General features: G+C 71.4%; 22 protein-coding genes and 1 pseudogene. 19 read left to right on the top strand and 4 right to left on the bottom strand.

From position 1 onward, the window contains the following. Position 1 precedes the first annotated feature (1 nt). Complete coding sequence (locus M2157_RS22620) at positions 2-1,051, bottom strand: helix-turn-helix transcriptional regulator (RefSeq protein WP_280863476.1); 1,050 nt, start codon at positions 1,049-1,051, stop codon at positions 2-4. A 104-nt stretch (positions 1,052-1,155) separates the two neighbouring features. Here M2157_RS22620 and M2157_RS22615 point away from each other — a divergent pair, with 104 nt between their 5' ends. Then, positions 1,156-1,341, top strand: a complete 186-nt coding sequence (locus M2157_RS22615; protein ID WP_280863878.1) for a hypothetical protein — start codon at positions 1,156-1,158, stop codon at positions 1,339-1,341. Between the two features lies 1 nt (position 1,342). Next, complete coding sequence (locus tag M2157_RS22610; RefSeq protein WP_028809089.1) at positions 1,343-1,678, top strand: hypothetical protein; 336 nt, start codon at positions 1,343-1,345, stop codon at positions 1,676-1,678. A 128-nt stretch (positions 1,679-1,806) separates the two neighbouring features. Here the strand turns inward: M2157_RS22610 and M2157_RS22605 are convergent, their stop codons facing one another. Next, positions 1,807-2,220, bottom strand: a complete 414-nt coding sequence (locus M2157_RS22605) for a TIGR03618 family F420-dependent PPOX class oxidoreductase (RefSeq protein ID WP_059209025.1) — start codon at positions 2,218-2,220, stop codon at positions 1,807-1,809. Positions 2,221-2,348: 128 nt separating this feature from the next. Between M2157_RS22605 and clpB the strand changes: the two genes are divergently transcribed. Next, positions 2,349-4,946: an ATP-dependent chaperone ClpB gene (clpB, locus tag M2157_RS22600; RefSeq protein ID WP_280863475.1), complete on the top strand. Its 2,598-nt coding sequence runs from the start codon at positions 2,349-2,351 to the stop codon at positions 4,944-4,946. Between the two features lie 36 nt (positions 4,947-4,982). Here the strand turns inward: clpB and M2157_RS22595 are convergent, their stop codons facing one another. Further along, entirely contained in the window at positions 4,983-5,474 is a 492-nt protein-coding gene (locus M2157_RS22595; RefSeq protein ID WP_280866072.1) for a hypothetical protein, read from the bottom strand. Between the two features lie 140 nt (positions 5,475-5,614). On the opposite strand from M2157_RS22595, the gene M2157_RS22590 reads away from it, so the two are divergent. Beyond that, complete coding sequence (locus M2157_RS22590; protein ID WP_059209028.1) at positions 5,615-6,139, top strand: YbjN domain-containing protein; 525 nt, start codon at positions 5,615-5,617, stop codon at positions 6,137-6,139. Between the two features lie 432 nt (positions 6,140-6,571). Here M2157_RS22590 and M2157_RS22585 read toward each other — a convergent pair whose 3' ends face one another. Further along, positions 6,572-7,774, bottom strand: coding sequence for a pyridoxal phosphate-dependent aminotransferase (locus M2157_RS22585; RefSeq protein WP_280866071.1), 1,203 nt, complete (start codon positions 7,772-7,774; stop codon positions 6,572-6,574). A 325-nt stretch (positions 7,775-8,099) separates the two neighbouring features. Between M2157_RS22585 and M2157_RS22580 the strand changes: the two genes are divergently transcribed. The 15 genes and pseudogenes from M2157_RS22580 (at position 8,100) to M2157_RS22510 (ending at position 23,034) form a co-directional block, all read left to right on the top strand. Continuing rightward, on the top strand, positions 8,100-8,636 hold the full coding sequence (locus M2157_RS22580; protein WP_280863472.1) for a hypothetical protein: 537 nt from the start codon (positions 8,100-8,102) through the stop codon (positions 8,634-8,636). Positions 8,637-8,873: 237 nt separating this feature from the next. After that, positions 8,874-9,152 carry a hypothetical protein gene (locus M2157_RS22575; RefSeq protein WP_280866070.1) on the top strand — a complete coding sequence of 93 codons (279 nt, stop codon included), beginning with the start codon at positions 8,874-8,876 and terminating at the stop codon, positions 9,150-9,152. A gap of 428 nt (positions 9,153-9,580) precedes the next feature. Continuing rightward, on the top strand, positions 9,581-10,105 hold the full coding sequence (locus M2157_RS22570; RefSeq protein WP_280863470.1) for a DUF2617 family protein: 525 nt from the start codon (positions 9,581-9,583) through the stop codon (positions 10,103-10,105). A gap of 113 nt (positions 10,106-10,218) precedes the next feature. Beyond that, on the top strand, positions 10,219-11,859 hold the full coding sequence (locus M2157_RS22565) for a polyamine aminopropyltransferase (RefSeq protein WP_280863469.1): 1,641 nt from the start codon (positions 10,219-10,221) through the stop codon (positions 11,857-11,859). 70 nt (positions 11,860-11,929) lie between these two features. Continuing rightward, positions 11,930-12,703, top strand: a complete 774-nt coding sequence (locus tag M2157_RS22560) for an SRPBCC domain-containing protein (RefSeq protein WP_280863468.1) — start codon at positions 11,930-11,932, stop codon at positions 12,701-12,703. Between the two features lie 13 nt (positions 12,704-12,716). Next, the gene (locus tag M2157_RS22555; protein WP_280863467.1) at positions 12,717-13,508 is read left to right on the top strand and encodes an aldose 1-epimerase; all 792 of its coding nucleotides are present in this window, start codon (positions 12,717-12,719) and stop codon (positions 13,506-13,508) included. Positions 13,509-13,518: 10 nt separating this feature from the next. Next, positions 13,519-14,091, top strand: a complete 573-nt coding sequence (pyrE, locus tag M2157_RS22550; protein WP_280863466.1) for an orotate phosphoribosyltransferase — start codon at positions 13,519-13,521, stop codon at positions 14,089-14,091. Between the two features lie 128 nt (positions 14,092-14,219). After that, on the top strand, positions 14,220-15,251 hold the full coding sequence (gene fbaA / locus M2157_RS22545) for a class II fructose-bisphosphate aldolase (protein ID WP_280863465.1): 1,032 nt from the start codon (positions 14,220-14,222) through the stop codon (positions 15,249-15,251). A 66-nt stretch (positions 15,252-15,317) separates the two neighbouring features. Beyond that, positions 15,318-16,787 (top strand): MFS transporter, encoded by a 1,470-nt coding sequence (locus tag M2157_RS22540; protein ID WP_280866069.1) that lies wholly within the window; start codon positions 15,318-15,320, stop codon positions 16,785-16,787. A 66-nt stretch (positions 16,788-16,853) separates the two neighbouring features. Then, positions 16,854-17,267: a DUF3151 domain-containing protein gene (locus M2157_RS22535; RefSeq protein WP_057614715.1), complete on the top strand. Its 414-nt coding sequence runs from the start codon at positions 16,854-16,856 to the stop codon at positions 17,265-17,267. A gap of 149 nt (positions 17,268-17,416) precedes the next feature. Then, positions 17,417-18,259, top strand: coding sequence for a tryptophan 2,3-dioxygenase family protein (locus M2157_RS22530; protein ID WP_280863463.1), 843 nt, complete (start codon positions 17,417-17,419; stop codon positions 18,257-18,259). Continuing rightward, on the top strand, positions 18,252-19,448 hold the full coding sequence (gene kynU / locus M2157_RS22525) for a kynureninase (RefSeq protein WP_280866068.1): 1,197 nt from the start codon (positions 18,252-18,254) through the stop codon (positions 19,446-19,448). The genes M2157_RS22530 and kynU overlap by 8 nt, the downstream gene beginning before the upstream one ends. 195 nt (positions 19,449-19,643) lie before the next feature. Further along, positions 19,644-20,567, top strand: a complete 924-nt coding sequence (locus M2157_RS22520) for an alpha/beta hydrolase (protein ID WP_280863461.1) — start codon at positions 19,644-19,646, stop codon at positions 20,565-20,567. A 329-nt stretch (positions 20,568-20,896) separates the two neighbouring features. After that, the gene (locus tag M2157_RS22515; RefSeq protein ID WP_280866067.1) at positions 20,897-21,799 is read left to right on the top strand and encodes an alpha/beta hydrolase; all 903 of its coding nucleotides are present in this window, start codon (positions 20,897-20,899) and stop codon (positions 21,797-21,799) included. A gap of 34 nt (positions 21,800-21,833) precedes the next feature. Beyond that, positions 21,834-23,034: pseudogene (locus M2157_RS22510) on the top strand (acyltransferase). Positions 23,035-23,051: the final 17 nt, after the last annotated feature.

Raw genomic sequence — 23,051 nt, 5'->3', positions numbered from 1 at the left:
TTCACTCCCTCCTGCCTGAGGATTCCTGACTCCGCGTGAGGCTCGCTTGGTCGAGGAGCCCCGACTGCGCGATCAGGAAGCCGAGCTGGGCGCGGCTGCCGCTGCCCAAGGCCGTCGCGAGCTTCGCTATGTGGGCTCGGCACGTGCGCACGTTCATGCCCAGCCGCCGGGCTATCGCCTCGTCCACATGTCCCTCGACGAGGAGCTTGGCTATGGAGTGCTGGATGTCGGTGATGCCGTCCGGCGCCGTTTCGTAGGGAGCGCCGGCGCTCAGCGGGACCGCACGGCTCCACATGAACTCGAAGACCTTGATCAGATAGCCGACGAGGCCGGGGTGCCGGAGCTCCAGTGCGACCTGGCGGTCGTCCCGGACGGGAATGAAGGCCACGGCCTCGTCACAGATGATGAGCCGCTCCACCAGTTCGTCGATGGTGCGGTACTCCACTTTTCCGTCGGCGAACTGCTCCATGTAGGCCAGTCGCTCGGGGCTGTACCGGGCGACGTGCTGGTACAGGGTCCGGATCCGGACGCCCCGGTCGATGAGGGTCCTGTCGCGTTCCAGCCCCTCGATGAGCCGGTTCTCGGGGCGCTGGCCTCGACTCGGCTGGACCGTGAGCACCTCGGACTGAGCCTGGGACGTGGCCAGGTCGAGCGCCGTGTTGATCCGGTCGAGCCCCTCCAGGACAGTGATCGAGTGCGCCGGGGCCACCTGCTGGGCGCTCAGTGCCATGAACGGCTCGAAGGCGTCGGCCAGCTCGATCGACATCCGTCTGCGCTCGGTGATCTCGTGTTCCAGCGGGTTGAGCCGCTGGGCGAGCGCGACCGACGGTGGAACCGGAAGCATCCAGTTCGCGTCGTCCGGGTCGGGGTGCAGGAGGGCGAAGTCCAGCAGACAGGGAACCGACTCCGCGTCCGCGCGGGAGACGCGTCCTGTCCGCAGAGCGTTGGCGTAAAGACGGCCACCTTCCTCACACAACTCGGTCACCGCATGGGGATGTGTCGCCTTAGTCCCATTCGCTACCAAATTTCCACCCCCCAGGGTCCTGAACATGCAGGAACATGATGCACCGTTCGTGTGGCCATGACGTGCCCGAATGAGCCATCGTCTTACTCGACGGGGGAAAAGGGGACCTTCAAGTGAGGACGAAGCCGACTATGCGTAACAGAATGCTTCGCTCGGTGCTTGTCGCCGCCTTCTCCGCCGTTCTGGCTCTCGGCGCACTCGCCGGCCTCTCCGGCGCGAAGAGCGACGTTCATGGAGTGGGTGGCGCCGAGGCCGCAGAGACCGTGGTCGTCGGTGACGAGGCGCAGACATTCCCGGCGGACACGGTCTGGGACTGACATGACTACTCCACCCGACGACCGCTCCTTCCGCAGAGAAATGGCTACCGCCTACCGCTCCGGCTGGCACTTCATCGACCTCGTCACCGCGATCCCCCACCCCGGTGACTCGTTGATGGTGACCGTCTTCGGCGAACCGGTGGTCGTCACGCGGGACGAGGACGAGGACGTGCGGGCGTACCGGTGTCTGCGGCGGCCTCGGGGGGCGCCGCAGCCCGTTCGGTGTGCCATTCGGTACGGAATGATCTTTGTGAATCTGGACCAACGAGACCATCGGCTGGTGGAACCGGAAACCCCCACCCCGCGGACCATCTCAGCCACCCCCCGCAGTGCCTGACGCGATTCCCCCGTCGTAACAGATCGCGCAGGTGCTTCCCCCCGCAGCGGCGTCACCGTGACCTGAACACGGTGACGCCGCTGCAGTTTTTGGGGACATTTCCGGGTATCGGATGGTCGGCCCCTGGCTCAGAAACGTCCCATCGCACCCGTCAGCGAGATCTCGATGACCACCCGCAGCGGGTTCGGCGCCGGGGTCCGTTCGTAGCGCTCGGCGTATCGCCGCACCGCCTCCGCGACCCGTTCCGGCTCCGTGCGGACCCGCGCCCGCCCCTCCAGCGTCGCCCACCGCGGCCCCGCCACCTGGCACACCGCCACCGCCGCCCCGCCCTCGCCGGCCGCCAGCACGTGCCGTACCTTCGCGCTCGTCCGGCTCGCGATCACCCGAGCAAGACGGGCCTCCGGGTCGTATGTCACCCCGACGGGCACCACGTGCGGGCTCCCGTCCGGGCGCGGTGTCGTCAGTGTGCACAGATGCCGTTCCCGCCAGAAGCTGAGGAACGACGGGTCCGGGGCACCCGGATCCTGGGTGTAGGAGGTCATGCCGGGAAGCTAGTCCCCCATTCCTCCCGCACACTGCCTTGAGTGGAATAGACTCAACTTTATGTACGCTGACTGAGTCAGTAACAGGAGTCGGTACAGGAGCTGACACCGAGGAGGAGTACGGACACGTGGATGCCGAGCTGACCAACCGGAGCCGGGACGCGATCAACGCGGCCAGCAACCGGGCCGTGACCGAGGGACACCCGGACCTCACCCCCGCCCACCTGCTCCTCGCTCTGCTCCAGGGGCAGGACAACGAGAACATCGTCGATCTGCTCGCCGCCGTCGACGCCGACCAGGCCGCCGTGCGGGCCGGGGCCGAGAAGGTGCTCGGCTCGCTGCCCAGCGTGGCCGGGTCCACCGTCGCGCCGCCGCAGCCCAACCGCGACCTGCTCTCCGTCATCGCCGACGCGCAGGCCCGCGCCAACGACCTCGGTGACGAGTACCTCTCCACCGAACACCTGCTCGTCGGCATCGCCGCCAAGGGCGGACCGGCCGCCGACGTGCTCACCCAGCAGGGGGCCACCCCGAAGAAGCTGGTCGACGCCTTCCAGAAGGCCAGAGGAGGGCGCAGGGTGACCACCGCCGACCCCGAGGGGCAGTACAAGGCCCTGGAGAAGTTCGGGACCGACTTCACCGCCGCCGCACGGGAGGGCAAGCTCGACCCCGTCATCGGCCGCGACCAGGAGATCCGCCGGGTCGTGCAGGTGCTCAGCCGCCGTACGAAGAACAATCCCGTCCTCATCGGTGAGCCCGGCGTCGGCAAGACCGCCGTCGTCGAGGGGCTCGCCCAGCGGATCGTCAAGGGGGACGTGCCCGAGTCGCTCAAGGACAAGCGGCTGGTGTCGCTCGACCTGAGCGCCATGGTCGCCGGCGCCAAGTACCGCGGTGAGTTCGAGGAGCGGCTGAAGACCGTCCTCGCCGAGATCAAGGACTCCGACGGGCAGATCATCACCTTCATCGACGAGCTGCACACGGTCGTGGGTGCGGGCGCCGGCGGGGACTCCTCCATGGACGCCGGCAACATGCTCAAGCCCATGCTGGCCCGCGGTGAGCTGCGGATGGTGGGTGCGACGACCCTCGACGAGTACCGCGAGCGGATCGAGAAGGACCCCGCCCTGGAGCGGCGCTTCCAGCAGGTGCTGGTGGCCGAGCCGACGGTCGAGGACACCATCGCCATCCTGCGCGGGCTCAAGGGGCGCTACGAGGCCCACCACAAGGTCCAGATCGCCGACAGCGCGCTGGTGGCCGCGGCGGCCCTCTCCGACCGGTACATCACCTCCCGCTTCCTGCCCGACAAGGCCATCGACCTCGTGGACGAGGCGGCCTCCCGCCTCCGAATGGAGATCGACTCCTCGCCCCTGGAGATCGACGAACTCCAGCGCGGTGTCGACCGGTTGAAGATGGAGGAGCTCGCGCTGGTCAAGGAGACCGACCCGGCCTCCCGCGAGCGCCTGGAGCGGCTGCGCCGCGACCTCGCCGACAAGGAGGAGGAGCTGCGGGGCCTGACCGCCCGCTGGGAGAAGGAGAAGCAGTCCCTCAACCGGGTCGGTGAACTGAAGGAAAAGCTGGACGAGTTGCGCGGCCAGGCCGAACGCGCCCAGCGCGACGGCGACTTCGACACCGCCAGCAAGCTGCTCTACGGCGAGATCCCCACCCTGGAACGGGACTTGGAGGCCGCCTCCGAGGCCGAGGAGGAAGTCTCCAAGGACACCATGGTCAAGGAGGAGGTCGGCTCCGACGACATCGCCGACACCGTCGCCGCCTGGACCGGCATCCCGGCGGGCCGCCTGCTGGAGGGCGAGACGCAGAAGCTGCTGCGCATGGAGGAGGAGCTGGGCAAGCGGCTCATCGGCCAGAGCGAGGCCGTGCGGGCCGTCTCCGACGCCGTACGGCGCACCCGGGCCGGTATCTCCGACCCCGACCGGCCGACCGGCTCCTTCCTCTTCCTCGGCCCCACCGGCGTCGGCAAGACCGAACTCGCCAAGGCGCTCGCCGACTTCCTCTTCGACGACGAGCGGGCGATGGTCCGCATCGACATGAGCGAGTACGGCGAGAAGCACACCGTCTCCCGGCTCGTCGGCGCGCCCCCCGGCTACGTCGGCTACGAGGAGGGCGGTCAGCTGACCGAGGCGGTGCGCAGGCGGCCGTACAGCGTCGTGCTCCTCGACGAGGTGGAGAAGGCGCACCCGGAGGTCTTCGACATCCTGCTCCAGGTGCTGGACGACGGGCGCCTGACTGACGGTCAGGGCCGTACGGTCGACTTCCGCAACGCCATCCTGGTGCTGACGTCCAACCTCGGCAGCCAGTTCCTGGTCGACCCCATCACCAGCGAGACGGAGAAGAAGGAACAGGTCCTGGAGGTGGTCCGGGCCTCCTTCAAGCCGGAGTTCCTCAACCGGCTCGACGACCTGGTCGTCTTCTCGGCCCTCACCAAGGACGAGCTGGGCCGGATCGCGCGTCTCCAGATCGACCGGCTCGCCAAGCGTCTCGCCGAGCGCCGGCTCACCCTGGAGGTCACCGACGCGGCCCTGGACTGGCTCGCCGTCGAGGGCATGGATCCGGCCTACGGGGCCCGCCCGCTGCGCCGCCTGGTCCAGACCGCCATCGGCGACCGCCTCGCCAAGGAGATCCTGTCCGGCGAGGTCAAGGACGGCGACACGGTCCGGGTGGACGCCTTCGGCGACGGCCTGATCGTGGGACCGGCGACCGGCAAGACGCTCTGAGCGTCATGGTGACGAGGGGGCGGCGGCGCCCCCTCGTCACAGCGTGAACGCCACGAACCGCACCTCGGACCAGTTCGACCCGTCGTAGGTGACCTCCACCTGTACGGAGGAGCTCTGCCCGGCGACCGGACCCCGGTTCATGCACGCCTCGATGTCGGCGCCGCCGCCGCACTGCACGTTCCGCAGTCCCGGACCGTCCGGGTAGCTGGCCGCCACCCAGGCGCTCACCTCGTCGCGCCGCAGCCGGAAGCGGGCCTCGTACCGGGGGTCCTGCGCGGCCTCCAGCACACACGTGAGGTCGCGCGCCCCGGTCGGCGGCTTCGCCCCGCCGTAGGCGAACGCCTCGGCGCACGAGACCTTCCGGACGCCCGCGTCGACCGAGTCGTCCGTGAACAGCCAGGCGACGAGCAGCGCGATCAGGCCCGCCACCACCAGTGCCGGCACGGCCAGGATCGCCGTGAACACGCCCCATCTGGTCCTGCCCGGCCGGACCTCTTCCGTCACCGTCTCGGTCTGCGCCTGTGCCATGTGTTCCCCGTTTCTTCGACCTCTGTTTTCTGTGGCTGACCGGATCATGTCAGCCCTGGGGGGACCGGTTCCGTCTGGGCTTGCCACCCCCCTCCCCGGATGGGGGAGGATGGCGTAATCCGTACGAAGGGAAATTCACGGTGACCATCGACCCGTCCTCGATTCCGAACTTCGGGGGCCAGCCCGAGCCGCAGCAAGGACCGGCGGGCCCCGTCGTCCCGGATCAGGATCTTGTGAAGCAGCTCCTCGACCAGATGGAGCTGAAGTATGTCGTCGACGACGAGGGTGACCTCGCGGCGCCGTGGGAGCAGTTCCGTACGTATTTCATGTTCCGCGGCGAGGGCGACCAGCAGGTCTTCTCGGTGCGGACGTTCTACGACCGGCCCCACCAGATCGACGAGAAGCCGCTGCTCCTGGAGTCCATCGACGACTGGAACCGGCGCACCCTGTGGCCCAAGGTCTATAGCCACACCCATGACGACGGCACCGTCCGTCTGATCGGCGAGGCGCAGATGCTCATCGGCACCGGCGTCAGCCTGGAGCACTTCGTCTCCTCGACCGTCAGCTGGGTGCGCGCCGCCATCGAGTTCGACAAGTGGCTCGTCGAACAGCTCGGCCTCGAGGAGGACGTCAACGACGCGGAGAAGCCCGAGGACGACGAGTAGGCGTCCTCCCGCTACCGGGGCGTATCGGCGCGACCAGGTACGCACCGTGGGCGAACGACAGCCCGGCCAGGGCGCGCGGCCACCACGGCGGCGTGCCGGGCCGGGCTGTGGCCGTCCGTATCAGCGTTCGCGCTAGCGGCGGCAGCAGCGGGAAGGGTGCGGTACGGGGCGCAGGGAGCCCGGCCGACATCGAGGCGCGAGCCCCAGCGGCGCACGCACAGCACGTAGGCGAGCCGGCCGAGCGGGCCGCCCGCGGGCCCCATCCACAGCCTGTGGGTAACTTTTCGGTTTTCTCGAAGCCACCGTGGGGCCTGACGGGCCCGGCGAGGGCAGCCGCGGGTACAGCGGGAAGGACGCCGTAGAGCTGCGGTCGTACATGTACCGGGAGGCGTTTCCGGGCTGGTCGCGGACGAGAGGGCGGCCTCAGGGGCGTCAATGCGCGAACGCCTTGCGGAGCCGATCCGCCGCGTCCGCCAGGACCTCCGTGCGCTTGCAGAACGCGAACCGCACGAACGGCGCCCCCTCCTCCCGGTGGTCGTAGAAGACCGCGTTCGGGATGGCGACGACGCCCGCGCGCTCGGGCAACGCGCGGCAGAAGGCGAAGCCGTCGCTCTCGCCCAGGGGGCGGATGTCGGTGGTGATGAAGTAGGTGCCGGCCGGCTTGAAGACCCCGAAACCGGCCTCCGCCAGGCCGCCCGCCAGCAGGTCCCGCTTGGCGAGCATGTCGTCGCGGAAGGCGGTGAAGTAGCTGTCCGGGAGGGCGAGCGCCTCGGCGACCGCGTACTGGAACGGTCCGGAGGAGACGTAGGTCAGGAACTGCTTCGCCGAGCGGACCGCCGAGACCAGGCCGGGTGCCGCCGTGATCCAGCCGACCTTCCAGCCGGTGAAGGAGAAGGTCTTGCCGGCGGAACCGATGGAGACCGTGCGCTCCCGCATCCCGGGGAAGGTCGCCAGGGGCAGGTGTTCGGCCTCGTCGAAGACCAGGTGCTCGTACACCTCGTCCGTGACCACCAGCAGATCCCGCTCCACGGCCAGTTCGGCGATCGCCGTCAGCTCCTCGCGGGTGAGGACGGTGCCGGTGGGGTTGTGCGGGGTGTTGATGAGCAGGAGCCGGGTCCGGTCGGTCACCGCGGCGCGCAGCTCGTCGAGGTCGAGACGGAAGCCGGCACCCCCGTCGAAGTGCGGCCGCAGGGTGACCGGGACCCTGGTCCCGCCCGCCATCGCGATGCAGGCCGCGTAGGAGTCGTAGTACGGCTCCAGGGCGACGACCTCGTCACCGGGCTCGACCAGGGCGAGCAGTGCGGCGGCGATGGCCTCCGTGGCTCCGGCGGTGACCAGGACCTCGGTGTCGGGGTCGTAGACCAGGCCGTAGCGGCGCTCCTGGTGCGTGGCGACCGCCGTGCGCAGCTCCGGGACGCCCGGGCCCGGCGGGTACTGGTTGCCCCGCCCGTCCCGCAGCGCCCGTACGGCCGCCTCCCTGATCTCCTCGGGGCCGTCCGTGTCGGGAAAGCCCTGGCCCAGGTTGATCGATCCGGTCTGCAGGGCCAGGGCGGACATCTCGGCGAAGATCGTCGTCCCGAACTCGGCGAGACGGCGGTTGAGCAGGGGGCGCGCGCTGGAGGTCATGCCGGTCATCCTGCGCCCAAGCGCCGCAGTTCCTCAACAACTGTCGTCGTCTGATGGCATCGGCCGCCCTCGGACGGCCCCCATACGGCCCGACGCGGCCCTGCGACGTCGGAGGCCGGTGCCGACAGAAGGCGCGGACAGCCGGCGGTCGAAGATCGACGTCGACCACTGGACGAGCGAGCGCAGCGAGCCTTGTTCGCGTCGGAGCGCTGCGTAGAGTACCTGCGGTCATCGATTGGAGAACACGTTGGACGCGGTCGAGTTCCCTCTCAGCGCTCGGGTGCGTGGGGCCCGGCGGTGGCTCGTGGTCACGAGCGCGGCGGGTGTCGTATGCGTGGGAGCCGCCGTGGCGTCCGTGGTCGCCGACGCCTCCGGCTGGGTGTCGGTGTCGCGGGCGATCCAGGCGGGTTCGGTGCTGGTGACGCTGTTCGTGCTGCCCGTCGTATGGGTGGGAGTGCACGCGGTGTGGGCGCTGCGTGGGCGGGCCGAGCTGTTCCTTGCCGCGGGAGAGCACCCGCGGCGGCGTCCCACCGACCGGCAGTTGGTCGACCACCTGCGCGACGAGCACCCGCTCACGCCACTGTGGTGGATGGTTTCCGTCCTCGGCGGCCTCGGCACGCTCTGCCTCGGGGTCGCGCTTCCGTTCGCCCTGGCGGACGGCGGCGTACTCGCCGGTGCACTCCTCGGGACCGGGCTCGCCGTGTCCCTGGCCGCCCTGGTCCTGGCCGTGTCCGGTATCCGCCGCGCCGCCCGCCAGGGCTCGGAGGACCGAAGGCGGCGTGCCGAGCTGTGGTCCCTGCCCTCCGCTGTCGAACGCCGGCTCACGAACTCCCTTCTCGGCTCCGGCGACGGGGGACACCTCGGAGTTTGAACAATCGTTGGGCAAGATCACGGCCCAGACGGCCCAGACGGCCCAGACGGCCCAGTGACACACGGACGGCCCCTGAACTGCCCTTATGTGCAGGTCAGGGGCCGTTGGCCTGAGAGAAGCCTCTGAAGTTCCTCAACTCTGCTTTGGCCCGTGAGGCAGAGGGGCATCTCCAGCTCACGCAACCGGCGAGGCGCCCACGGGGGGTCGCTTCGGGGGGTAACGGAAGGAGGGTGAGCCATGGTCATCGGCATCATCCTGGCGGTGTTCCTGGTCCTGGTCCTGTGCCTCGTGGGCGTGGTGGCCACGGTGTTCCGGAACGGCTCGACGCGTCGGCGTATGCGGGCCCACAGCGGCGGCGCCGGCGCGGCCGGCAGCAGCTGGTGGGCCGGGGGAGACGGGGGCGGATCGGACTCCGGTGGCGGCGGCCACCACGGTGGGCACTCCTGCGGCGGTGGGTCGTCCTGTGGTGGCGGGTCGTCCTGCGGCGGCGGGGGCGGATGCGGGGGAGGCAGCTGACACGGGGCAGCTGAGCTCCGGCAGGGGGGAACCGCATCCGGAGACGGGGGAGCGGGGGAACGCGGGGGTGTGGGTCCGGACCTGGGTCGGGACGCGCACCCCCGCTTGTCGCGTTGACGCGCGCCCCCGCTTGTCGCTTTTTCACTCCGGTGCTCCGGCGCACGCTCTGGCCGCCGTGGCGCACGCCGTAGTTGAACAGATGAGCTGGGGAGCCCACGGAGGGATGGAAACGCCACGAAGTTGGGTAAAAACGCTGTGGTGGCGCCACCGTTCATGATTCCCTCTAAATCACCAACGCAGCCCCCTCGGACGTCCTACGGACCCGTCCTGACCTCCCGACTGCGCTGACCGGGCCGATCCCCCCACAGTCGCCCGGGTGTGCCGGAACCCCACACCACCCTTTCTTTGCGTGCTAGCGGAGCCGACCCATGCTCACGACCCTGAACACCTCGTACACCGACACGCGCGCGGCCGACCTCGCCTGGGCCCTGGGGCGCGAGCCGCTGCCCGCCCTGGCCACGCTCGACCTCGAAATCGGCGGGGCGAAGCTTCAGTTGAGACTCCTCGGCGCGTCCCACCAAGTGCTCCTGGAGGAGGATCGGGGCATGTGTTCGGAGACGGTCGCGTGCATCGCAGGCAGCAGTACGCCGCTGCCGCTGGGCGTGGCCAAGCGGGTGGGGGACTGGGAGTACGAGTTCGCCGCACGCGTCGAGGCGCTGTCACCGGGTCAGTTCTCGGGACGCGCACAGGAGTTGCTGGCGCTGGTGTCCGACCATCCGAACGGGCTGGCGGGGGTTTTCCCGGGTAGCCCGCTCGCGTTCACGGCGCTGCTCGCCCAGCAGTACGACGGGCAGGTGCACTGGCGGACCTGGCACGCGTATCCGCAGGACGGGCAGTTGGTGGCCACGCGGACGCGGGTCGGTGTCCGGGTCCCGGTCGGGACATCGGGTTGAGCCACGCAAACCCGCCTTCCCCCGGCTGCTCCAAACCCGTGTTCCCCGGTTGCTCCTCAGTTCCACACGTGTGGGTGACGAAGCGTGCCGCATCCGTGACGTACCGTCGCAACGTGATCGAGCCGCACGCCCCCGCCCCGCCCGGCGCTCCGCCGCCCTGGGCCGGGCCTGCGCGGCTGCCCGTCCGCCCCGGCACGGGCCGCTTCCTCGTCCTCGCCTGTGTCTTCGTCTGCGCGGCCTGCGGACTGGTGTACGAGCTCGAACTGGTCGCTCTCGCCTCGTACTTGATCGGCGACTCGGTCACCCAGGCCTCCGTGGTGCTGTCCGTCATGGTCTTCGCGATGGGCATCGGCTCGCTCGTCGCCAAGCGGCTGCGCTGGCACGCGGCGGCCGCCTTCGGCGCGATCGAGGCGCTGCTCGCGCTGGTCGGCGGGTGCAGCGCGATGGCGCTGTACGCCGTCTTCGCGTGGACCGGCGACTGGGGCGGACTGTGGGCGAGCGGTCCGCGCTGGCTCCTGGTCGCCTTCTCCCTCGCCATCGGTCTGCTCATCGGCGCCGAAGTCCCCTTGCTGATGGAGCTGATCCAGCGCATCCGCCGCCAGGACGCGGGCGGCGCGGTGGCCGACCTGTTCGCAGCGGACTACGTCGGCGCGCTGGTCGGCGGCCTGGCCTTCCCCTTCCTCCTGCTGCCGCTGCTGGGCCAGTTGACCGGCGCGATGCTCACCGGCGCGGTCAACGCGGTCGCGGGCGGCGCCCTGGTCCTCGGCCTGTTCCGCCGCGACCTGACCCGCCGGGCCCGCTGGCTGCTGCTGGCCGCCAACCTCGCCGTGCTCGGCGTCCTCGCCACCGCCGCCGTCCTCGTCGACGACTTCGAGCGGGCCGCGCGCGAGGCGGTCTACGGCACGGACGTGCGCGTCGCCCTCCAGACCGGCATCCAGGAGGTCGTCCTCACCGGTGGCACCGACGGCCGCCCCCTCGACCTCTACCTCGACGGCCGCCTGAGGGTCAGCGGTCGTGACGAGCACCGCTACCACGAGGCCCTCGTCGCCCCCGCGATGGACGGTCCACACGCGCGCGTGCTCATCCTCGGCGGCGGCGACGGCCTCGCCGCCCGCGAGGTGCTGAGGTACCCGGACGTACGGCGGGCCGACATCGTCGAGATCGACCCCGCGGTGGTGGACCTGGCCCGCCGCGACCCGGCGCTGTCCCGGCTCAACGGCCATGTGTACGGCGACGCGCGCGTGCGGGTGACCACCGCGGACGCGTTCCGCCGGCTGCGGACGGCGGCGCCCGTGCCGTCGTACGACGTGGTGATCGCCGATCTGCCCGACCCCGGCATCACCGCCAGCACCAAGCTGTACGCGGAGGAGTTCTACGGCCTGGTCCGCCGCGTCCTGGCCCCCGAGGGCCGTCTCGTCGTGCACGCGGGACCGGTCTCCTCCCGCCCCCGGGTCTTCTGGACGGTGGAGTCGACGATGCGTGCGGCGGGTCTGCACACCACCCCCTACCGCGTCGGCGGCCGCGACTCCGGCTTCGCCGCGGGCCCCGACCGCACGGCCCGCGCCTCCCGCGCACCGCGCGACTGGGGCTTCGTGCTCGCCTCGGAGAGAGCACGCCCGGCACTGGGCCTGGCCGCCCGGGGGCCGCGGCCGGTGACCCTGACGCGGGAGTCCCTGGGGGCGGCGCGGAGGGCGGCGGAGGCGACCCGGATCGCAGGGCTGCCGGCGTCGACGTTGGTGCATCCGCGCTACTGAGACCGAAGGGCACGGTCACTTTCCACCAACGGGGGCGCATGACCGTCCCCCCTGGGTAGGCTCGGCAACCATGGAGCATGAGGTGTTCGTTCCGGTTACGGTCGAGCGGCTGAGGGAGGCCCTGGGGGATCCCGTCAGGGTCGCCCGGGCGGTTCCCGGGCTCCAGCAGGACGCCGGCGCGGATCCCGTCGCCGGGCGCCTGAAGGTGCGGGTCGGCAGCCACTCCGTCACCTACCGCGGCTCGGTACGCGTCACCGGCCGTGACGACGGCTCCTACGCCGTCGAGGGCGACGCCACCGAGACCCGCGGCACCGGCTCGGTCACCCTCGCCCTCACCCTCCGCCTGCGCGACACGGAGGGTGGCACGACCCTGACCTTCGACGGCACGGCCACAGCGGACGGCCGCGTCACGGAACTCCCGCAGGACGCGGTGGGCTCCGCGGTCGTACGGCTGCTGAACCGTTTCGCGGAGGCCCTGGGCGAGACGGAAGAGCAGACTGAGGAGAAGCCCGACCAATCGGAGGAGACGCCCGAGCAATCGGAGGAGGATCCGGAGACACCGGAGGCCGTGGAGACTCCCGAGCCCGTGGAGCCCCCGGCACCCCCGGCCGACGACTTCACGGAACCCGCCAACCCCCCGGCCGAAGCGGCCCACGCCCGTCGCACGATGATCGGCCGCAGCGCGGAGGAGGTCGACCACGCGCCGCCGAGGGGCCGCTACGCCCCCGTCCCGGCCCCCCAGACCGTGGCCTCGGGAGCGGCCCTCCGCTGGGCGGCCCCGGCGGCGGCAGTGGTCCTGGCATCGGCGATCGTGGTCACCCGGGTACTGAGAAAACGCCGTTGAGTAGTGTCGTCCCGTGAGCCAAGAAGACATCACACTGACCGCGGGCGACGCGGAAGTGACCTTGCAGCCGGGAAACGGTGGACGGGTCGGGGGACTTCGGGTCGGAGGCGTCGAACTGCTGCGGCAGGGAGAGCGCTTCGGCTGCTTCCCCATGGTCCCCTGGTGCGGCCGCATCCGGGACGGACGGTTCCGTGACGGCGCCGACGTCCACCAGATGCCGCTCAACTCTCCCCCGCACGCCATCCACGGCACGGCCCGCGACGGCGCGTGGAGCATCGCCCGCGCGTCCACCGACGAGGCCGTCCTCACGTACGACCTCGTCAAGCCCTGGCCCTACGCGGGCCGCGTCACCCAGATCGCGGCGCTCACCCCGGACGCCCTGACGCTCACGATGTCCGTGGAGACGTACGACTCCTCCTTCCCGGCCCAGATCGGCTGGCACCCCTGGTTCAACCGCACCCTCGAAGGCGGCGAGCCGGTCCGGCTCGACTTCACCGCCGCCTGGCAGGAGGAGCGCGGCGACGACCACCTGCCCACCGGCAACCGCGTCGAGCCGAAGCCGAGCCCCTGGGACGACTGCTTCGGCATGCCCGGCGGCGTCGACGTCACGCTCACCTGGCCCGGGCAGCTGGAGCTGAAGGTCGCCAGCCGCGAGGAATGGGTCGTGGTGTACGACGAGCAGGAGGCCGCCGTCTGCGTGGAGCCGCAGACCGGGCCGCCCAACGGCCTGAACACCCTGCCGCGCCTGGTCACGCCGCTGGAGCCGCTGGAAGCCACGACCACGTGGACCTGGCGCCGCATCTAAGCTGACAGGCATGACGGACGTCAACGAAGTAATGCCGCCAGGCACACGCGGCGAGCTGCTGCAGCAGATCAAGGACAAGGCCGTGGTGCACGGCAAGGTGACCCTGTCGTCGGGTCTGGAGGCCGACTACTACGTCGACCTGCGCCGCGTCACCCTCGACGGTGAGGCGGCGCCGCTGGTCGGACAGGTGCTCCTGGACCTGACCGCGGACCTGGAGTTCGACGCGGTGGGCGGACTGACCATGGGCGCCGACCCGGTCGCCGGCGCCATGCTGCACGCGGCCGCCGCGCGCGGCAGGCGCCTGGACGCCTTCGTCGTCCGCAAGGCCGCCAAGGCGCACGGCCTGCAGCGCCGGGTCGAGGGCCCGGAGATCGCGGGCCGCCGGGTGCTGGTCGTCGAGGACACCTCCACCACCGGCGGCTCCCCGCTCGCCGCGGTCGAGGCGGTGCGCGAGGCGGGCGCCGAGGTCGTCGCCGTCGCCACGATCGTCGACCGGGCCACCGGCGCCGCCGAGAAGATCGAGCAGGGCGCGGGAGTGCCGTACCGCTTCGCGTACTCGAAGGACGAGCTGGGCCTGGACTGACCGCGGGATGGACCATCCGGCCAAGTCTGGAAAGATGAGGCCGACGATGACGTCGAACCCCCACACAAGGTCTAGGTCAGGGCCGTAAGCACGCAGTACGCCAACCCGCAGATACAAGGAGCGGACAGATGCCCATCGCAACCCCTGAGGTCTACAACGAAATGCTCGACCGGGCGAAGGCGGGCAAGTTCGCCTACCCGGCCATCAACGTGACCTCGACCCAGACCCTGCACGCTGCGCTGCGCGGCTTCGCGGAGGCCGAGAGCGACGGCATCATCCAGATCTCGACCGGTGGTGCCGAGTTCCTGGGCGGCCAGTACAGCAAGGAGATGGTCACGGGTTCCGTGGCCCTCGCGGAGTTCGCGCACATCGTCGCCGAGAAGTACCCGGTCACCGTCGCGCTGCACACCGACCACTGCCCCAAGGACAAGCTCGACGGGTACGTACGCCCGCTGCTCGCCGTGTCCGAGGAGCGCGTGAAGGCCGGCGGCAACCCGCTGTTCCAGTCGCACATGTGGGACGGCTCGGCGGAGACCCTCGCCGACAACCTCTCCATCGCCCAGGAGCTCCTGGAGCGCGCCCGCGCCGCCAGGATCATCCTCGAGGTCGAGATCACCCCGACCGGCGGCGAGGAGGACGGTGTCTCGCACGAGATCAACGACTCCCTGTACACGACCGTCGACGACGCGATCCGTACGGCCGAGGCCCTCGGGCTCGGTGAGAAGGGGCGCTACCTGCTGGCCGCCTCCTTCGGCAACGTCCACGGTGTGTACAAGCCGGGCAACGTCGTCCTCCGCCCCGACCTGCTGAAGCAGCTGAACGACGGCGTGGCCGCCAAGTTCGGCAAGCCGGCCGGGTCCCAGCCGTTCGACTTCGTCTTCCACGGCGGCTCCGGCTCCACGGAGGAGGAGATCCGCACCGCGCTGGAGAACGGCGTCGTCAAGATGAACATCGACACCGACACGCAGTACGCCTTCACGCGTCCGGTCGCCGACCACATGTTCCGCAACTACGACGGCGTCCTGAAGGTCGACGGCGAGGTCGGCTCCAAGAAGACCTACGACCCGCGCACCTGGGGCAAGCTGGCCGAGGCTTCGATGGCCGCCCGTGTCGTCGAGGCGACGCAGAACCTGCGCTCGGCGGGCACGAAGATCAAGTAAGGCCCGTTGCGGCTGTTTACGGTGAGCCCGGTGCTACGGCACCGGGCTCGCTGTATACCTGGGGGCATGCCCGATGTCCGGCTGGCCTCGCCGCAAGGCAAGTGGATCCTGCTCACCACCGTCCTCGGCTCCAGCATGGCGCTGCTGGACTCGACCGTCGTCAACGTCGCCCTGCCGGCCATCGGCCGCGACCTGGACGCCGACCTCGCCGCCCTCCAGTGGACGGTCAACGCGTACATGCTGACGCTGGCCGGGCTCATCCTGCTCGGCGGCTCCCTCGGGGACCGGTACGGCCGCCGCAAGGTCTTCGTCGTCGGGGTGGTGTGGTTCGCGGCCGCCTCCCTGCTGTGCGGCCTCGCTCCGAACGCGCCCGTCCTCGTCGCCGCCCGTGCCCTCCAGGGGGTGGGCGGCGCCCTGCTCACACCGGGTTCGCTGGCGTTGATCCAGGCCTCCTTCCACCCCGACGACCGGGGCCGGGCCGTCGGCCTGTGGTCCGGGTTCGGCGGTGTCGGGGCGGCCGTCGGCCCCTTCGTGGGCGGCTGGCTGGTGGACGGTCCGGGCTGGCGCTGGGTGTTCCTGCTCAACGTCCCGCTGGCCCTGCTGTGCGCGCCGATCGCCGTACGGCATGTTCCCGAGTCCGCGGACGGCCGCGGCGACCACGGGCGCTTCGACGTGCTCGGCGCGGTCCTGGGCGCGCTGGCGCTCGCGCTGGTGACGTACGCGCTGATCGAGGCGCGTTCCGGGTCCCTGCTGGTCGCTGTCACGGCGGTCGCGGGCGTGGCCGCCGGGGTGGCCTTCGTCGCCGTCGAGAAACGCCGTCCCGACCCGATGATGCCGCTCGGGATCTTCGCGTCCCGCCAGTTCACCGCGGTCAACCTGGTGACCCTGTGTGTGTACGGGGCCTTCGGCGGGTTCTTCTTCCTGGGCGCCGTCCAGCTCCAGGTGGTGGTGGGCTACTCGGCTCTCCAGGCCGGTACGGCCCTGCTGCCGACGACCGTCCTGATGCTGCTGTTCTCCGCCCGCTCGGGCGCCCTGGCCGACCGCATCGGGCCGCGCATCCCGCTCACCGTCGGCCCGCTGCTGTGCGCCGCCGGGATGCTGCTGATGCTGCGGGTCGGCCCGGACGCCTCGTACCTGGCCGACATCCTGCCCGCGCTGATGGTCCTGGGCACCGGCATGGTCACGCTGGTCGCCCCGCTGACGGCGACCGTGCTGGGCTCGGTGGACGCCTCGCGGGCCGGGCTGGCCAGCGGCATCAACAACGCGGCCGCCCGGGCGGCGGGGCTGATCGCGGTGGCCGCGCTGCCACTGGTCACGGGGATGGGGGAGGAGGCGTACCGATCGCCTACGGCGTTCGACAATGCGTTCGGGCGGGCGATGACGGTGTGCGCGGGGGTGCTGGTGGTGGGGTCCGTGGTGGCCTTCGCGACGGTACGGTCGCTTCCGGCGGGGTGTCGTCGGCCGGAGTGCCGCACGTACGGGGCCGTGCTGTCGCCGCCGCTGGAGGGCGAGCGGACACGGGGGCGACTGTCGTAGGCCGTCTGCGACCAGCCGAACGCACCCGCAGACGAAACACCGCCTTCCGCGAGGGAGACTGGACCCATGTCGATTCACGAGAACCTTCTCGGGGGCCCGCCCCCGACCCACCTCCCCGACGACCCGGAGCCCCGTGAGCTCCTGGCGAACGGCACCGCCCCCGCGGATGTCGCCGCGAAGTACCCGACCTCCTCGCTGGCCTGGGCCCAGCTGGCCGACGAGGCGTTCGAGCGGGGCAGCGTCGTGGAGTCGTACGCCTATGCCCGTACGGGCTACCACCGCGGCCTGGACTCGCTGCGCCGCAACGGCTGGAAGGGCCATGGGCCGGTCCCGTGGGAGCACGAGCCGAACCGCGGCTTCCTGCGCGCCCTGCACGGCCTCGCCCGTGCCGCCGGTGCCATCGGTGAGCAGGCCGAGTACGAGCGCTGCTCGCAGTTCCTGAAGGACTCCTCGCTCACGGCGGCCGAGACGCTGGGCTGATCCGTCACCGCTTTCCGGGCCCGCCTGTGTGACCAGGCGGGCCTTGCCTTTTCCACGGAGCATGGAAGAAGATGCCCGGCGGGGACCGGGGCCCCGTGTCGGTAACGGCAGGGCGGACCGCTACCCGGAGTACACAACAGGAGACAGCGATGTCGTCCCATGAGGCTCATGAAGCGCAGGAGCCGGAGACCCCGCATCTCGACTTCCAAGGCACGACGCCGTACGAGGACTACGTCAAGGCGGACGTGCTCACCCACCTCCAGCACACCCTCTCCGACGATCCCGGAGAGATGGTCTTCCTGGTCACGACCCAGGTCATGGAGCTGTGGTTCACCGTCATCGTGCACGAGTGGGAGACCGCGGCGGGTGCGCTGCGCTCCGACGACGTGCCCACGGCCGTTGCCGCGCTGAAGCGTTCCGTACGGGAGCTGGAGGCGCTGAACGCCTCCTGGAAGCCGCTCGGCCAGCTGACGCCCGCGCAGTTCAACTCCTACCGCTCGGCGCTCGGCGAGGGCTCCGGCTTCCAGTCGGCGATGTACCGCCGCATGGAGTTCCTGCTCGGCGACAAGTCCGCGTCCATGCTCGTCCCGCACCGGGGCGCGCCCCGGGTCCACGCCGAGCTGGAGAAGGCGCTGCACGAGCCGAGCCTGTACGACGAGGTGCTGCGGCTGCTCGCGCGGCGCGGGCACGCGATCCCTTCCGCTGTCCTGGACCGGGACGTCTCGCGCCGGTACGAGCCGTCGGAGGAGGTCGAGGCCGCCTGGACGGCCCTCTACTCCGGCCCCGAGAACGACGAACTGGCCCGCCTGGGTGAGGCGTTGACCGATGTCGCCGAGCTGGTGTGGCGCTGGCGCAACGACCATCTCGTCGCCACCCGGCGCGCGATGGGCGCCAAGGCCGGCACGGGCGGCTCCGCCGGGGTGGCCTGGCTGGAGAAGCGCGCGCAGAAGAACGTGTTCCCGGAGCTGTGGACGGCCCGGTCCCATGTCTGACCTCACTTTCAAGGCCCAGGAGTTGGACGCGGGTGATGAGCTGGCGGGCGTGCGCTCCCGGTTCGTGCTCGACGACGTGGTGTATCTCGACGGGAACTCACTGGGCGCGCTCCCTGCCGCCGTCCCGGGGCGGGTCGAGGACGTCGTACGCCGTCAGTGGGGCTCACTCAGGATCCGGTCCTGGGACGAGAGCGGCTGGTGGACCGCGCCCGAGCGGATCGGTGACCTCGTCGCCCCGCTGGTCGGGGCGGCGGCCGGGCAGATCGTGGTCGGCGACTCGACAAGTGTCAACGTGTTCAAGGCACTTGTGGGTGCCGTGCGGCTCGCGGGCGGCCCGGACTCCGGTCGCGACGAGGTGATCGTGGACGCGACCACCTTCCCCACGGACGGGTACATCGCCGAGTCCGCGGCCCGGATGACGGGCTGCACCCTGCGGGCGGTGACCCCGGCGGGGGTGCCGGGCGTGCTGAGCGGCCGTACGGCGGCCGTTCTGCTCAACCACGTCGACTACCGCACCGGGCGCCTGCACGACCTGCCCGGTCTCACGGCCGCCGTGCACGCGGCGGGCGCGGTCGCCGTCTGGGACCTGTGCCACAGCGCGGGCGCCCTGCCGGTCGGTCTCGACGCGCACGGCGTCGACCTCGCGGTCGGCTGCACCTACAAGTACCTGAACGGAGGCCCGGGGTCACCGGCGTACCTCTATGTGCGCCGCGAGCTCCAGGACCGCTTCGACTCCCCGCTGCCGGGCTGGACCTCGCACGCCGACCCCTTCGGCATGAGTCCGTCCTACGCACCTGCCGAGGGCGCGCTGCGGGGCCGCGTGGGCACACCCGACATCCTCTCCATGCTCGCCCTGGAGGCCGCCCTCGAGGTCTGGGACGGGGTCTCGGTCGAGGCGGTGCGCGCCAAGTCCCTCGCCCTGACGGACTTCTTCCTGGAGTGCGTCTCGTCGTACGTCGGTGAGGGCCGCGTCGAGTGTGTGACGCCCCTGGCCCACGGGGAGCGGGGCAGCCAGGTCGCGCTGCGCTGCGAGGACGCGGGCGAGGTGATGAAGCGGCTCATCGAGCGGGGCGTGGTGGGCGACTTCCGGCACCCGGACGTGCTGCGGTTCGGGTTCACGCCGTTGTACGTCGGGTTCGCGGACGTGGAGCGGGCGGCGCGGGTGCTGGGGGAGACGCTCGTCCGCTGATCGCTCGGCGTGGCGCGGGCCGGGGGGGCCGTTCCGGTGGTGAGGAGGGCGTGGAACCGTTTGACCCTCACCGAGCGTGACATCCCCGTGTCCGCGCACGTCATCGGCCTGATAGCGTCCCGGCCAACGGCCGGATTCCCTTCCAGGATGCTTTCACGGTCCGTCAGATCCGTTTCACCGCTGAGAGGTTGGAGCATGCCGGACGACGCCGCAGCCCGTGCCGCCGCAGAAGCCCGTGCCGCGGCCGAGGAGGAGTCGGCCTTCTCGCACGCGGCGGTCGCTCCCGACGCCACCGCGGCGTACGGCGCCGACCCCGACCAGGTGATCGACTTCTACGCCCCGCGCGAGGCGCTGTCTCCCGGGGGCGGCCTCGCGCCGCTGGTCGTCGTCCTGCACGGCGGGGCGTGGCGGGCGCCGTACGACCGGCGCCATGTGACTCCGTTCGCGGACTTCCTGGCGCGGCGTGGGTTCGCGGTGGCCAATGTGGAGTACCGGCGGGGCGGGGTGTCCATTCCGGGACAGGGCGCTGCCGCCGGGACCGGTGACGTCGGCCCCGTCGCCGGGCGCTGGCCGGAGACCTTCGACGACGTGGCCGCCGCGATGGACGCGCTTCCGGCGCTCGTACGGGAGTTCCTGCCGCAGGCCGACCCGCGCCGCATGGTGGTCACCGGTCACTCCGCGGGCGGTCACCTCGCGCTGTGGGCCGCGGCCCGGCATCTCCTGCCGGAGGACGCCGCCTGGCGCACCGACCGCCCCGCTCCCCTGCGCGGGGTCGTCGCCCTGGCCCCGATCGCCGACTTCACGGTCGCCGAGAAGCTGGACGTGTGCGGCGGGGCGTGCCGTCAACTCCTCGGCGGGGAAGAGGTGTTCACCGCCCGCTTGCCGTACGCCGACCCCGCCCTGCTGCTCCCCACGGGCATCGCGACCACGCTCGTCCAGGGCCGTGCCGACACGGTCGTCCCGCAGGCGGTCGCCGAGGCGTACGCGGACGCGGCGGCCAAGGCGGGCGAGGTGGTGGGCCTGACGCTGCTGGAGGACGTCGGCCACTTCCCCCTGATCGACCCGGCGGCGGACGCGTGCGCGGTGGTGGCGGAGGAGATCGCTCAGTTGGCGTGGTGACGTCGGATTCCGGGGCCTGGCCGCCCCCTCCGGGCGCTTGTCCGCCCCCTCAACGGCGCCTGTCTGTCCCCTCCCGGTGATACCCGTAATACCTGAGAGCTACGACTCCGAAGAGCTCCCTGGCGTGACGCGGACGACAGCCTCCGCTCCGTAACTTCCCTTCCAGACACGCCCGATGGCCGGGCGGACGGGGAGGGACGGGGACTGTGGGGAGCAGCTGGAGGGGTTGGCGCGAGGGCCGCGGTGACGCGCGGCGGCACAGGGGGGACGGCCGGCGCTCCCACAGATGGCGCCGGGCCCTCCTCGCCACCCTCATCACCGTGGCGGTGGTGGCCCCTCTCTCCGCAGCGGCCCGCCCCGAGATCCCGGCCCCGCCCCCTGCCGCCCTCCCGAAGCCCACCGCCACCAACCTCGACGAGATCTACGCCGCCAACAGCGCCAACGCCACCGAGGCCGCCCGCATGGCCGCGGCCCACGGCGACAACCACCGCGCCGCGATGGACAAGAAGTTGGCCGCCCCCACCCGCCACCTGCTCACCTTCGACGGCCGGGGCCCGGGAAGGGCGACAGAGGTCTTCGGTGACCTCGCCCGCGCCGACCACGTGGCCGTCCTGGTGCCCGGCTCCGACACCTCCCTGGACACCTACGACCGCTTCCGGGCGACGGCGGCTGCCCTGCAGCGGCAACTCACCCGCACCGCCCCCCACGGCACCCGGACCGCGGTGGTCGCCTGGCTCGGCTACCGCACCCCGGACACGGTCAGCACCACGGTCCTGACCACGGACAGGGCGGACGAAGCGGCCCCCCACCTGCGGGCGTTCATACGCCGGCTCCAGGGCGTCGTAGGCCGCCCCACCACCGTCTCCCTCGTCTGCCACTCCTACGGCACGGTCGTGTGCGCCAGGGCCGCGAGCCACCTGGACATCGACGACCTGGCCCTCGTCGGCAGCCCCGGCACCGGCGCGGACACCGCCGCTGCCCTGCACACCCCCGCCCGGATCTGGGCGGCCAGGGGCGTGGACGACTGGGTCGGCGAGGTCCCCCATGTGAGGACCGATCTCTTCGGCGTCACCGTCGGCTTCGGCACCGACCCGGTCTCCCCGGCCTTCGGCGCCCACGTCTTCGCCGCCGGCGAGGGCGGCCACAGCGACTACTTCAGACCGGGCTCGGTCTCCCTGACCAACCTCGCCCGGATCGTCCTCGGAGACACCGTGGAGGTGACCCGTGCCTGAGACCCACCGCACCCGGGGCGGCGTACGCGACGGCATAAGCCACGGCGCGGACGGCATACGCAGGGCCGCCGACCGGATCGACGCGGCGACACCCCCCGAGCGGGACCGTGCCGTCGACGCCCTGCGCGCCTTCGCGATCCTCGGCGTCGTCCTCGGCCACTGGCTGGTGACGGCCCTCGTCGCCGACGGTGGCGCCCTGCACACCGCGAGCCCGCTGCAGCAGATGCCCTGGCTGGCCCCGATCTCCTGGGCCTTCCAGACCCTGGCCGTGTTCTTCCTGGTGGGCGGCCATGTGGCGACACGCGGCTACACCTCGGCACGGGCCCGCGGGACGACGTACGGACAGTGGCTGACGAGCCGTCTTTCGCGGCTCTTCAAGCCGGTGGCCGTCCTTCTCGCCCTGTGGACGGTGGCGGCGACGGCCCTGCTGCTGACGGGAGCTCAGTTCGAGACGGTCCGCACGCTGGTCAAACTCGCCCTGTCCCCGATGTGGTTCCTCCTGGTCTTCAGCGCTCTGACGGCGGCGACCCCGCTGCTGCTGCGGCTCCACCCGCTGTGGCCGCTGGCCGTCGTCCTGCACGTGGACATCGTGCGCTTCGGGCTCGGCGGCCCGGACTGGCTCGGCTGGGTGAACCTGGCGGCCGGCTGGCTGGTGCCGTACACCCTGGGAGCCGCGTGGACGCGGGGCGAGCTGGAGGGGCGGCGCGTCGGATGGCTGCTGTTCGGGGGCGGTGCGGTGGTGACCGCGGTGCTCGTCGGGTGGGCGGGATATCCGGCGTCGATGGTCGGGGTGCCGGGCGCCTCCGTCTCCAACCTGAACCCGCCGACGCTGGCCGCCGTCACCTTCGGGCTGGCCCAGTGCGGCCTCGCTCTGCTGCTGCGCGACCGGTTGCGCCGGGGTATGCGACGTCCTCCGGTCTGGGCGGCGGTGGCGTTCGTCAACCTCTCCGCGATGACGATCTTCCTCTGGCATCAGACGGCGCTGATGGCCACCACGGCCACCGGCCTCGCCGCGGGCCCGGCTGCCCGGCCTGCACACCGTCCCCGACGGACTGGGCTGGGTGGCGGCCCGGTTGGCCTGGCTCCCGGTGTTCGTCCTCGCCCTGGCGGTGTGTTGGTCGGCCTTCCGGTCCTTCGAGCAGGGGCCGCGCAGGGTCGGCGGCCGTCCGTCACGAGTGATCCGTGTCCACCGCCGTACGGAGGCGGCCGCAGCGAAGGAGGCGCGTCGTGCCTAGGGTGGTCGGCGTGAGGG

Origin of the sequence: Streptomyces sp. SAI-127 (genome assembly GCF_029894425.1) — a bacterium.
Lineage (GTDB): Bacteria > Actinomycetota > Actinomycetes > Streptomycetales > Streptomycetaceae > Streptomyces.
Note: the sequence above shows the minus strand (reverse complement) of the source record. Positions and strands in the feature narration are given on the sequence as shown.

Excerpts from the sequence above, each read along its gene's own strand:
- M2157_RS22620 (WP_280863476.1), bottom strand. The coding sequence starts at position 1,051 with ATGTTCAGGACCCTGGGGGGTGGAAATTTGGTAGCGAATGGGACTAAG.
- M2157_RS22615 (WP_280863878.1), top strand. The coding sequence starts at position 1,156 with ATGCGTAACAGAATGCTTCGCTCGGTGCTTGTCGCCGCCTTCTCCGCC.
- M2157_RS22610 (WP_028809089.1), top strand. The coding sequence starts at position 1,343 with ATGACTACTCCACCCGACGACCGCTCCTTCCGCAGAGAAATGGCTACC.
- M2157_RS22605 (WP_059209025.1), bottom strand. The coding sequence starts at position 2,220 with ATGACCTCCTACACCCAGGATCCGGGTGCCCCGGACCCGTCGTTCCTC.
- M2157_RS22595 (WP_280866072.1), bottom strand. The coding sequence starts at position 5,474 with ATGGCACAGGCGCAGACCGAGACGGTGACGGAAGAGGTCCGGCCGGGC.
- M2157_RS22585 (WP_280866071.1), bottom strand. The coding sequence starts at position 7,774 with ATGACCGGCATGACCTCCAGCGCGCGCCCCCTGCTCAACCGCCGTCTC.
- M2157_RS22575 (WP_280866070.1), top strand. The coding sequence starts at position 8,874 with ATGGTCATCGGCATCATCCTGGCGGTGTTCCTGGTCCTGGTCCTGTGC.
- M2157_RS22570 (WP_280863470.1), top strand. The coding sequence starts at position 9,581 with ATGCTCACGACCCTGAACACCTCGTACACCGACACGCGCGCGGCCGAC.
- M2157_RS22560 (WP_280863468.1), top strand. The coding sequence starts at position 11,930 with ATGGAGCATGAGGTGTTCGTTCCGGTTACGGTCGAGCGGCTGAGGGAG.
- pyrE (WP_280863466.1), top strand. The coding sequence starts at position 13,519 with ATGACGGACGTCAACGAAGTAATGCCGCCAGGCACACGCGGCGAGCTG.
- fbaA (WP_280863465.1), top strand. The coding sequence starts at position 14,220 with ATGCCCATCGCAACCCCTGAGGTCTACAACGAAATGCTCGACCGGGCG.
- M2157_RS22540 (WP_280866069.1), top strand. The coding sequence starts at position 15,318 with ATGCCCGATGTCCGGCTGGCCTCGCCGCAAGGCAAGTGGATCCTGCTC.
- M2157_RS22535 (WP_057614715.1), top strand. The coding sequence starts at position 16,854 with ATGTCGATTCACGAGAACCTTCTCGGGGGCCCGCCCCCGACCCACCTC.
- M2157_RS22530 (WP_280863463.1), top strand. The coding sequence starts at position 17,417 with ATGTCGTCCCATGAGGCTCATGAAGCGCAGGAGCCGGAGACCCCGCAT.
- kynU (WP_280866068.1), top strand. The coding sequence starts at position 18,252 with ATGTCTGACCTCACTTTCAAGGCCCAGGAGTTGGACGCGGGTGATGAG.
- M2157_RS22520 (WP_280863461.1), top strand. The coding sequence starts at position 19,644 with ATGCCGGACGACGCCGCAGCCCGTGCCGCCGCAGAAGCCCGTGCCGCG.